Genomic DNA, 11,276 nt, shown 5'->3' on the forward strand with positions numbered 1-11,276 from the left:
GAATCACCAGTCGTACCGACTGATGCTCTTAAATTTGCTGCTTCTAAACGATTGGTATAGCGAATAGAAAGATATTGCACACCTCTGTCGGAATGATGAATCACATTCTTTGGCATGCCTCGATCATGCAATGCTTGCTCCAATGCATCGAGCACCATATCTGTATTCATCCGTGTAGATACTTTCCATCCAACAATTGCTCGTGAGAACACATCAATAACAAATGCGGTATATACCTAGCCTGAATGAGTTTGAATATAGGTAAAGTCACCCACCCATAGTTGGTTTGGATGATCAGCATTAAAATTACGTTTCACTAAATCATCTGCCCGTTTTTGGTCATCTCGGTTACGGGTGGTTTGTTTATTCTTACCACGCCAAACACCTTGTATACCTAGCTTTTGCATCAATCGAGCAACTGTACAACGTGCAATAACATAACCCTCACGTTTTAATTTTTGCCAGACTTTACGTACACCATATCGACCTGAACTTTCCTTCCAAATTCGTTTAATTTGTTCAGCATGATGCTCATCATGTAGATCTCGTTTCGCTCGATGTTCTGGATTGTCAGCGAGATCTAAAGTTCGGTAATAGGTTGAAGCTGCGATCGGTAAAATCCTACAAATCGCATCAACACCATATCGATCTTTATTGTTATGGATAAAATCCACCATTATTTGTATGGGCGGTCGAGCTCCGCCTCGGCGAAAAAAGCGGCTGCTTTACGTAGAATTTCATTGGCACGCTTTAATTCTTTAATTTCACGTTCCATTTGCTTCATTTTTTCTTGATCAGATATCTGTTGTACTTTAATAGGATTTTGCTGATCTAAATGCTTTTGATGCCAGGCACGAAGTGTTTCAGGAGTACAACCGATCTTAGGCGCAATTGCTGTGATTGCAGCCCAAGTAGAAGGATAATCTTTTTCAGATTCAATCAATAATTGAACTGCTCTTTCTCTGATTTCAGGGGTATATTTTAATTTTGTCATCGGGATAGTCTCTCAGAATATTGACTCTCCGACAAACCCGGTACGGTTCATAATGCTTCATTCAGTTTTGCATGTTCTCGTAATGCTCTTACTGATCGCACGAAATAAGATTCACCTTCTGGAAATAAGGTTGAGAGTCCGGTGAAATAATGTGTCATTGCTGGATCATTAGCACACCAGTATTTAGGTGTATTTTCGAAATTGTAATCCATGCGATGTACAGGAAATGAGGCAGGTAAACGGGTTGAGTTAGTTTTCATTATTTACTCCATTTATTATGAGTTCTAAAATAGAACTTATAGGGTAGAAGCTAGTTCTATATTCTTTTCCTGTCAATTAATTTTGAAGAAGATAGATAATATTGTCCCTAACTGATAGATAGAGAATCGTTTCTGACATGTGTTTTAGAGTAAAAGGATAAAAGAAGATAAAATTTTTTATGAATTAAATACCCAAACCATAATTTTGATTTGGGTATTCATAAGATAACTTAATTATTAAGCGCAGGTGTAGCAGCCGCAATTGCTGCTGCAACAGCATCTTCTTCAGATTGAGCTGGAGTAGCTGGCTTTTGTGGTTCCGTCTTTACTGGTTTTGGTTCAGTTTGAGTCGGTTTAGGTTGTTCTGTTGTAGAAGTTTGAGTTTGGCTGCTAGTAGTTGTTTCAGCAGGGCGAATCTCACGACGAACTTCAGTTGTTGTATTTGGAGTTTCTTCACGAATAGTTTCGGTAACAGGAGCTGTAGTTTCTTGATTATCTACGCTTTCAAGCGTTTCAAACTCACTGTTCTTAGGCTCAGTTTGTGCTTGACTCGTTTCAGTTTCAGCAGTTTGTTCTTGCTGATCTTCGTTTTTAGGCTCTTCTTTTTTGACGCACGCAGTTAATAAAAGACCAGTAGCAATCGCTGCACAAAGTAAAAGTTTTTTATTCGCCATTGTTAAAACAACATATTAAAAAAGGACAGGGGGAATTATATCAGCAAATTAAAAGAATAAATCACTTACATCAAACAGCTTTGTTGATATTTTATAGTTGCTTGCACCATCCATACTAATTTTTAAAGTGATAAAACTAAAAAATCATAATCTAAACTTGAAAACGATTGCTGTCAGCCAAGCAAAAAGAATTTATGTATGAAATATCCACAATTCCGATAAATTTTTATCGAAAATGCTGATAGAATAGCCAGTTGTTTATAGTTCTTTGAATTGATGCGGTTTGACTTTGCTTTATTAGGGCAGAGTACAGTAAAATTGCACAACATTGTAGGCCGATTTCGGCTCGATTGTACGAGAAACTCAATGACCCATTTTATTTTTGTCACTGGTGGTGTAGTTTCATCACTAGGTAAAGGTATTTCTGCTGCTTCTGTTGCTGCACTTTTGGAAGCCCGTGGCTTAAAAGTCACTATGGTAAAAATGGATCCATACATTAATGTCGATCCAGGTACCATGAGTCCATTCCAGCACGGTGAGGTTTTCGTCACAGAGGATGGTGCTGAAACTGACTTAGATTTGGGCTATTACGAACGTTTCTTACGTCGTGCGAAAATGACCAAATTAAACAACTTTACAAGTGGTCGTGTTTATCAAGATGTTTTGAATAAAGAACGTCGTGGTGATTACTTAGGCGGTACAGTTCAAGTAATTCCGCATATTACTGACAATATCAAAGAACGTGTTCTTCGTGCAGGTGAAGGTTACGACGTTGCTATTGTAGAAATTGGCGGGACTGTTGGTGATATCGAATCACTTCCATTTATGGAGTCGGTTCGTCAACTTATGGTTGAGTTGGGTCATAAACGTACAATGCTCATGCATTTGACTTTGTTGCCGTATATCAAATCAGCTGCTGAGTTAAAAACAAAGCCTACTCAACACTCAGTTAAAGAATTACTTTCAATTGGTATTCAACCAGACATTTTAATCTGTCGTACTGAATATGATGTTGATGCTGATACTAAACGTAAAATTGCTCTTTTCACTAACGTAGAAGCGCGTGCAGTTGTTGTTTGTAAAGATGCGAAAACAATTTACCAAATCCCACGTAATTTTTATGAACAGAATGTTGACGATTTAATTTGTGAGCGTTTTGGTTTTAATGATCTTCCTGAAGCAAATCTTGAAGATTGGGATAATGTTGTTGAAGCATTACTCAATCCAGAGTACACGGTACGTGTAGCTATGGTTGGTAAATATGTTGAATTGCCAGATGCATATAAATCTGTCAATGAAGCACTTTTACATGCTGGTATCCAAAATCGCGTAAAAGTTCAGATTGATTATGTAAATGCTGAAGATCTTGAACAACAAGATATTAGTGTTTTAAATACTGCTGATGCGATCCTTGTGCCAGGTGGTTTTGGTGAGCGCGGTACTGAAGGTAAAATGCGTGCGATCCAGTATGCACGTGAAAATAAAATACCTTTCTTGGGTATTTGTTTAGGTATGCAACTCGCTGTAATTGAATATGCTCGCAATGTGGCAGGTATTCCAGAAGCAAGCTCTACAGAGTTTAATCGTTCAACTAAATATCCATTAATTGGCTTAATTACTGAATGGTTAGACGAGCGTGGCGAATTACAACAGCGCAGTCTTGAATCAGACTTAGGCGGAACAATGCGTCTTGGTGCTCAAAAGTCAGAATTGGTTGAAGGTACTAAAACTCGCGAAGTTTATGGTAAAGCTGAAATTACTGAGCGTCATCGCCATCGTTATGAAATGAATGATCGTTTCATTCCTACGCTTGAAGAAGCTGGTATGAAAATTTCAGGTTATTCTTCTGTACAACATTTAGTTGAAACTGTAGAAATTCCTGAACATCCTTGGTTTATTGCTGTACAATTCCACCCAGAATTTACAAGTTCACCACGTGATGGACATCCATTATTTGCTGGTTTTATTGATGCTGCGAAAAAACAGCACCAACAAGGTAAATAATGCAGTTCTTTAAATAAACTGGGAAAGTTTAAATGTCACAATTAAAACCACAAGAAGTTGTACGTTTAGGCGATATACAAATGGCAAATCATTTGCCATTTGTATTATTTGGCGGAATGAACGTATTAGAATCAAAAGATTTAGCTTTTGAAATTGCTGAAACTTATATTGACATCTGCAAACGCTTAGATATTCCTTACGTGTTCAAAGCGAGCTTTGACAAAGCGAATCGTTCAAGTTTGAATTCTTTTCGCGGTCCCGGTTTAGAAAAAGGGATTAAATGGCTTGCCGACATTAAGAAACAATTTAATGTCCCTATCATTACTGATGTACATGAACCATATCAAGCAGCTCCAGTTGCAGAAGTTGCTGACATTATTCAATTACCTGCTTTTTTAAGTCGTCAAACTGATTTGGTTGAGGCGATGGCTAAGACTCAGGCCATTATCAATATTAAAAAAGCACAATTCTTAGCTCCACATGAAATGCGCCATATTTTGCATAAATGTCTTGAAGCTGGAAATGACAAACTAATTCTTTGTGAACGTGGCTCAGCATTCGGTTATAACAACTTAGTTGTTGATATGCTTGGTTTTGACATCATGAAAGAAATGAATGTCCCTGTGTTCTTTGATGTGACGCACTCATTGCAAACACCTGGTGGACGTGCTGATTCAGCTGGTGGTCGTCGTGCTCAAATTACGACGTTAGCACGTGCAGGCATGGCGACTGGTTTAGCTGGTTTGTTCTTAGAAGCACATCCAGAGCCTGAACTAGCGAAATGTGATGGACCCTGTGCATTACGCTTATCTCAATTAGAGCCATTCTTGGCACAGTTAAAAGAATTGGATACTTTAGTTAAAGGATTCAAAAAGTTAGATACCCATTGATGTATGAAAATACATCTTTTTATTCATTAAACAGAGGAATTGTTCATGAGCCAAATCGTTGACATCCGTGCACGCGAAATTTTGGACTCTCGTGGTAACCCAACCATCGAAGCAGACGTAATTTTAGAATCTGGGGTTGTTGGTCGTGCATGTGCACCATCTGGTGCTTCAACTGGTTCTCGTGAAGCTTTAGAACTTCGTGACGGAGATAAATCACGTTACTTAGGTAAAGGTGTTCGTACAGCAGTTAACAATGTTAACACATTGATTCGTGACGCTTTGTTGGGTAAATCAGTTTTTGAGCAAAAAGACATTGATAATACAATGATCGCGCTTGATGGCACTGAAAACAAAGAAAAATTAGGTGCAAACGCAACTTTAGCAGTTTCTTTAGCTGCTGCGCGTGCTGCTGCTGAAGAAAAGAAACTTCCTCTTTTCCAATATATCGCAGACCTTCGTGGTCAAACTATTTTGACTATGCCTGTACCGATGATGAACATCCTCAACGGTGGTGAGCATGCAGATAACACTGTTGATATTCAAGAGTTCATGATTGAGCCAGTTGGTTTCACTTCATTTGCTGAAGCGTTACGTGCTGGTGCTGAAGTATTCCATTCTTTAAAATCAGTTTTAAAGAAACAAGGTTTAAATACTGCAGTTGGTGATGAAGGTGGTTTTGCACCTAACTTGCGCTCTAATGAAGAAGCGATCCAAGTTATTTTACAAGCAATTGAGTTAACTGGTTATAAAGCTGGTTCTGACATGATGCTTGCTTTAGACTGCGCATCTTCTGAGTTCTACAAAAACGGTCAATACGTTTTAGAAGGCGAAGGTAACCGTGCTTTCACAAGCCATCAATTTGCTGATTATTTAGCTGGTCTTGCAAATCAATATCCTATCATCTCGATCGAAGATGGTTTGGATGAATCTGATTGGGAGGGTTGGAGCTACTTAACATCAATTCTTGGTGACAAAATCCAATTGGTTGGTGACGATTTATTCGTAACAAACCCTAAGATTTTACAACGTGGTATTGATGAGAAAGTAGGTAACTCTATTCTGATCAAATATAACCAAATCGGTACTTTGACTGAAACATTAGATGCTATCTATCTAGCTAAAGCAAATGGCTATTCAACTGTTATTTCACATCGTTCTGGTGAAACAGAAGATTCGACTATTGCTGATTTGGCAGTAGGTACAGCAGCTGGTCAAATTAAGACTGGTTCTCTATGCCGTTCTGACCGCGTTGCAAAATATAACCAATTACTTCGTATTGAAGAATTGACTAAAGCAGCTTACCGCGGTAAAGCTGAATTCAAAGGTTTAAAATAATCTCTGAATTATGCTAGAAGTCTTTCGATCAACTTCGAGTAAATTGATTCTGTTGCTTGCAATCGTTCTGATTGCAAGCTTACAGTACCAATTTTGGTTAGGTGAGGGAGGATATTTCCCTCATCAAGCTTTAGCTCAACAAATCACGCAGCAAGCTGAAATCAATGAAGAGCTAAAAGAGCGTAATCGCATTTTAGCGGCTGAAGTTTTTGACTTAAAAAATGGAACTGAAGCGATTGAAGAACATGCACGTCTCGATCTAGGTTTAATCAAACCAAATGAGACCTTTGTGCAAATGAGTACGATCAGTACCCATTACAAACCGATCTATATCGATCCAAATGCAAAATTAGATGCCCCAACCAATGAAAATCCAGACTAAATTATGGGCTGTTGTACCAGCAGCAGGCTCAGGTAGTCGTTTTTCAAAATCTGAATTAAAACAATATCAATATATTGCTCAGCGTACAGTAATTGAGCATACGGTCAACAGGCTCAATACTTTGCAGTTAGCTGGATGTGTTATCGCTATAGGTGAGAGCGATAACTTTGCCCAGACATTAGCTTTTGAGCACTTAGATAGGCTTCACTTTTGTAAGGGGGGAGCTGAGCGTGTTCATTCGGTATTAAATGCTTTGATGTATTTATTAAATATTGCAGATGAAAATGATTGGGTTCTCGTACATGACGCAGCACGCCCTTGCGTTACAACAGATTGTCTCGAAAAATTGATAATTACTGCTGTAGAGTCAGATCAGAGTTCCATTTTAGCTATACCTGTTCGAGATACATTAAAACAAGTAGTTGAAGACCATCAAATAGAGAAAACAGTGAGTCGTGATCTATTGTGGCAAGCTCAAACACCACAAGTGGCAAAGATAAGCATATTAAAAAATGCAATAGAGACAGCACTGAAAGATCAAATTGTAATTACTGATGAGGCAAGTGCACTTGAATATGTAAATGAACCCGTACAAGTTGTACAAGGTCGTTCAGATAATATCAAAATCACTTATCCAGATGATTTAGAACTCGCTCGTTTAATATTGCAATCACAAGCCATAAATTAATTTTTTATAAAAATAGCCTAAGCAAAATTGAAAATTTAATGATTGTAACACCAATATAAATGACAACTATTTCACTATTTGATAAATTTATTGACTAAACTTTACAACGGATTAACAAATGAAAAAATTATTACTTTCAAGTTTTTTTACATTGGCATTAGTTGGTTGTGCTTCAACACCTGAGCAATCTCAAAATGTAGCTCAAGAAACGATCCGTTATTCAACAAGCCCATGTTTTGGTGCATGTCCAATTTATTCAGTTGAAGTTTCACCTAATGGAATAGTTCATTTCGAGGGCAAACAATACACTAAAGTAACGGGCACACGCGATCTTCAAGTAGATCAAGCTGTGTATAAGAAATTACAAAGTGAATTAAAAACTTATCGTCCAGAAACTGGTTCTAATGTAAAAACAACAGGTTGTGTGCAAACTGCAACAGATAAACCTAGTTCTTATTTTTGGTGGAAACAAGCAGATGGTACTACAACACGTTTGAGTCATTACACTGGTTGTATTTCTCCTGCAAATGATGAATTAAACAAATTAATTGATAAGTTACCTACATTAATAGGAATTGAAGAACTGGTATAAGTGTTGTCTGATGACAAGCGCATACCGCTTGTAGAAATTTCTTAGATTGTAAAAAACTAGCTGTCGTATAACTGCATACGGCAGCTTAGATAGAAAACTATAGAGAATTAGTCTGTAAACACGATATAAAATTAATAAATTAAAATTAGCTCAAACTTGAGAATCGCTTGATTAAAAACTTTATGTTTTAGTTAACAACCTAGCCATTATTTATGCTAATAATAGTTAAACTAGAAAAGACGATATCAAATTTTCTGAGCATTACTACTTAGTTTTTTTAACTTTAGATAACATCAACTTGGCTCTAACGGTTGTTTAAATTAAAAGGACGAGGTTGTAAAGCGTAAAATAGAGCAGAGCATTGAAGTTTTTTCCAATAGTCAAAAAATATTTTTTGTTAAAAATTAAATGAGATAAACTATTCAATTAAATCAAATGTTTAATTTAATGGACATAGAAAATACTTGAAAATCGATACAAAAAGATTTGTATAGTTTTTGAATAATTACTTCATTAAATATATAATATAATATATTATAAAAAAATATAATGTTTTAAAGAGTAAAACAATGTCTAGCATTATTTTAGCTTTGATTGGCGGTGCTATCCTTGGAATTGCAGTAGTGGGCTATTTGTATGTAAATGGTCGTATTGCAGGGATTAGTGGCTTGCTTGCGCAGGTTTTACAACCTAAATCACTTTTGAATAATCCTGCATTTTGGTTCTTGTCTGGCTTATTCATCATTCCTTTCATTTACCAATTATTTGTTGAACCTGAGATTGTGATTAAATCCTCACCAATTGGATTAATCATTGCTGGAATCTTGGTAGGTTTTGGTACGCGATTAGGTTCGGGATGTACTAGTGGTCATGGTATCTGTGGTATGAGTCGCTTATCAGTGCGTTCGATCGTTGCAACGGTCACATTTATGCTAGCTGGAATCGTGACTGTATTCGTTATTCGCCATATTTTAGGAGTTGCGATATGAAAAATGTATTTGCGTTCATATTTGGCGGATTATTTGCACTAGGACTAATGGTCTCAGGTATGTCAAATCCTGAAAAAGTTTTAGGATTTTTAGACATTTTTGGTGAGTGGGATATTAGCCTAATGTTTGTGATGATTGGGGCTATTGCGATTGCCATCATTCCATTCCAAAAAGCGATCCGAAATCCAAAAACATTATTCGGTGAAGTAATTTCATTACCCACTAATAAACAGATCGATAAAAAATTGATCGTTGGTTCGATGCTGTTCGGTATAGGTTGGGGGATAGCTGGTGTATGTCCTGCACCTGCAATTACTCTGATCGGGTTAGGCTATGCTGAAGCATGGTATTTTATCGGAGCAATGTTCCTCGGTATCTTTATTCATCGCATATGGGCAGAACGATAATTAGGAGAGATTAGATGCAACATCCTCAAGTCAAAGCATTTTTTGATGAAAATACAAATACATTTAGTTATGTGGTGACTGACCCAGAAACTAAAGTATGTGCCGTAATTGACAGTGTTCTAGATTATGATGCTGCATCTGCTTCTACATCAACTCATAGTGCAGATCAAATTATTGATTTCGTAAAGACTCATCAGTTAAAGGTTGAGTGGATACTAGAAACACATGTCCACGCAGATCATTTAACCGCATCTCAGTATCTCAAAGAACATTTGGGTGGAAAGATTGCGATGAGTGAAAAGATCGGTATTGTGCAAGAGACCTTTAGCTCAATATACAATCTTGATGTGAAGATGTTTAATTCACACCAAACTTTTGATTATCTCTTTAAAGATGATGAGCATTTTAAGATTGGTCATCTAGATGCTTACAATATTCCAACGCCTGGACACACGCCAGCGTGCTTGAGTTATGTCATTGGTGATTCTGTCTTTGTTGGTGATACTTTATTCATGCCAGATTATGGTACGGCGAGATGTGATTTTCCTAAAGGAAGTGCGGATATACTTTTTGATTCTGTTCAAAAGTTATATGAACTACCTGATGATACGCGTGTTTATCTATGCCATGATTATAAGCCTGAAGGTAGAAATGAGTATTTCTATGAGACAACAATTGCTGCACAGAAACACAGTAATATTCATTTGAAATCTGATACCGATCGACAAGATTTTGTAAAGATGCGTCAGGCACGTGATGCCACTTTGGCGATGCCAAAGTTGATTCTGCCATCTATACAAATCAATATGGATGCAGGTTGTTTTCCAGAACCAGAAAGTAATGGTGTGCGGTATTTAAAGTTACCATTCAATTTTTTTAAACGTTGATAAAAAAATTGATAAACAAGGAAGATACACGTTATCTTCCTTGTTTATTTTCTATTAGAAATGAGAAAGCTATTTTGATACAGAATAATTGATTAAACTGTTTTAAATTTTTCATGTTGTTAGATTTTAATGACTATTTTTGAAATTGAAACACATCCACTGAAGCCATTCTTACCATATAATGCTAAGTTGCTAATGTTGGGAAGCTTTCCTCCTCCTCAAAACAGATGGAGGATGAATTTTTACTATCCAAATTATCAAAATGACATGTGGCGAATATTCGGATTAATATTTTTCAAAGATAAAAACTATTTCCTTGATTTATCAAATAAAAACTTTAAAGAACAAAAAATTCGTGAATTTTTGATAGAAATTGGTGTAGGAATATTCGATACCGCATTTCGAATTAAAAGATTACAAGGTAATGCATCTGATAAATTTCTAGAAATAGTCACGCCTACAGATTTGTCAGAATTACTCATCCAAATTCCTGCATGTCACACCATTATGACGACTGGTGATAAAGCGACAGATACACTGATGCAGCATTTTCCTGAGAACCCCATTAAACCGATGATTGGACAATCTGTGCAAGTAAACTATATGGAGCGAGAGTTAAGTTTATATCGTTTACCTTCATCGTCACGTGCTTATCCTTTAGCTCTAGATAAGAAGGCAGAAGCATATAAGCTATTTTTTGAAGAAATTGGCTTGGTTTAGTTAAATACAGAGTGGACTGCCACCACTCTCCTAGACAAATTTCGTCTATTCTTTGGACTGCCACCACTCTCCTAGACAAATTTCGTCTATTCTTTTTGCATAGGAGAGAACATTATGAGTGGACAACGATACACCCCAGAATTTAAAGATGAAGCTGTTAAATTGATTACCGAACGTGGATATTCTGTCACTGATGTGGCTGAACGTTTAGGTGTATCACAGCACAGCATTTATAAATGGCTAAAGGCCGTACAGCCTTTACGCAACAACCCTGATGAACATGAACTACTCGAAGCAAAGAAAGAGATCCTTCGTCTTAAAAGTCAGCTTAAGCAAACTGAAGAAGAGCGAGATATCTTAAAAAAGGCCGCAAGGTACTTTGCAAGCCTGCCCGAGTAAAGTATCAGTTTATCCTTGAGTACAGCCATCAATTTAAGATTAAAACGATGTGTCG

The 11,276-nt window shown here is 36.9% G+C and carries 11 protein-coding genes, 3 pseudogenes and 1 other annotated feature; of the genes and pseudogenes, 11 read left to right on the forward strand and 3 right to left on the reverse strand.

The window, feature by feature from the left end:
- The 3 genes and pseudogenes from MKL32_RS12230 to MKL32_RS12240 all read right to left on the reverse strand — a co-directional run.
- Positions 1-994, reverse strand: a pseudogene (locus MKL32_RS12230) (IS3 family transposase); the annotation flags it as partial.
- Positions 603-719: a sequence feature (AL1L pseudoknot), on the reverse strand. Its footprint overlaps the pseudogene before it by 117 nt.
- 50 nt (positions 995-1,044) lie before the next feature.
- Positions 1,045-1,254, reverse strand: a pseudogene (locus MKL32_RS12235) (metal-dependent hydrolase); the annotation flags it as partial.
- 230 nt (positions 1,255-1,484) lie between these two features.
- Positions 1,485-1,928, reverse strand: a complete 444-nt coding sequence (locus MKL32_RS12240) for a hypothetical protein (RefSeq protein ID WP_004911292.1) — start codon at positions 1,926-1,928, stop codon at positions 1,485-1,487.
- A 366-nt stretch (positions 1,929-2,294) separates the two neighbouring features.
- Between MKL32_RS12240 and MKL32_RS12245 the strand changes: the two genes are divergently transcribed.
- The 11 genes and pseudogenes from MKL32_RS12245 to MKL32_RS12295 all read left to right on the forward strand — a co-directional run.
- Positions 2,295-3,932 (forward strand): CTP synthase, encoded by a 1,638-nt coding sequence (locus MKL32_RS12245; RefSeq protein WP_004911289.1) that lies wholly within the window; start codon positions 2,295-2,297, stop codon positions 3,930-3,932.
- 32 nt (positions 3,933-3,964) lie between these two features.
- Positions 3,965-4,822 (forward strand): 3-deoxy-8-phosphooctulonate synthase, encoded by an 858-nt coding sequence (gene kdsA, locus MKL32_RS12250; RefSeq protein ID WP_005402590.1) that lies wholly within the window; start codon positions 3,965-3,967, stop codon positions 4,820-4,822.
- Positions 4,823-4,867: 45 nt separating this feature from the next.
- Positions 4,868-6,157, forward strand: coding sequence for a phosphopyruvate hydratase (gene eno / locus MKL32_RS12255; RefSeq protein WP_004911285.1), 1,290 nt, complete (start codon positions 4,868-4,870; stop codon positions 6,155-6,157).
- Between the two features lie 10 nt (positions 6,158-6,167).
- Positions 6,168-6,539 carry a cell division protein FtsB gene (gene ftsB, locus MKL32_RS12260; RefSeq protein ID WP_004911282.1) on the forward strand — a complete coding sequence of 124 codons (372 nt, stop codon included), beginning with the start codon at positions 6,168-6,170 and terminating at the stop codon, positions 6,537-6,539.
- Positions 6,523-7,227, forward strand: coding sequence for a 2-C-methyl-D-erythritol 4-phosphate cytidylyltransferase (gene ispD / locus MKL32_RS12265; RefSeq protein WP_004911279.1), 705 nt, complete (start codon positions 6,523-6,525; stop codon positions 7,225-7,227). The genes ftsB and ispD overlap by 17 nt, the downstream gene beginning before the upstream one ends.
- A gap of 118 nt (positions 7,228-7,345) precedes the next feature.
- Entirely contained in the window at positions 7,346-7,819 is a 474-nt protein-coding gene (locus MKL32_RS12270; RefSeq protein ID WP_004911277.1) for a DUF6438 domain-containing protein, read from the forward strand.
- A gap of 569 nt (positions 7,820-8,388) precedes the next feature.
- The gene (locus tag MKL32_RS12275) at positions 8,389-8,808 is read left to right on the forward strand and encodes a YeeE/YedE family protein (protein WP_004954238.1); all 420 of its coding nucleotides are present in this window, start codon (positions 8,389-8,391) and stop codon (positions 8,806-8,808) included.
- Positions 8,805-9,215 carry a DUF6691 family protein gene (locus MKL32_RS12280; protein ID WP_004911272.1) on the forward strand — a complete coding sequence of 137 codons (411 nt, stop codon included), beginning with the start codon at positions 8,805-8,807 and terminating at the stop codon, positions 9,213-9,215. The genes MKL32_RS12275 and MKL32_RS12280 overlap by 4 nt, the downstream gene beginning before the upstream one ends.
- 14 nt (positions 9,216-9,229) lie before the next feature.
- On the forward strand, positions 9,230-10,102 hold the full coding sequence (locus tag MKL32_RS12285; protein ID WP_005402593.1) for an MBL fold metallo-hydrolase: 873 nt from the start codon (positions 9,230-9,232) through the stop codon (positions 10,100-10,102).
- Positions 10,103-10,231: 129 nt separating this feature from the next.
- On the forward strand, positions 10,232-10,822 hold the full coding sequence (locus MKL32_RS12290; protein WP_005402594.1) for a uracil-DNA glycosylase family protein: 591 nt from the start codon (positions 10,232-10,234) through the stop codon (positions 10,820-10,822).
- A gap of 114 nt (positions 10,823-10,936) precedes the next feature.
- Positions 10,937-11,276: pseudogene (locus tag MKL32_RS12295) on the forward strand (transposase); the annotation flags it as partial.

Origin of the sequence: Acinetobacter sp. AOR34_HL, assembly GCF_027854795.1 — a bacterium.
Taxonomy (GTDB): Bacteria; Pseudomonadota; Gammaproteobacteria; order Pseudomonadales; family Moraxellaceae; genus Acinetobacter; species Acinetobacter junii.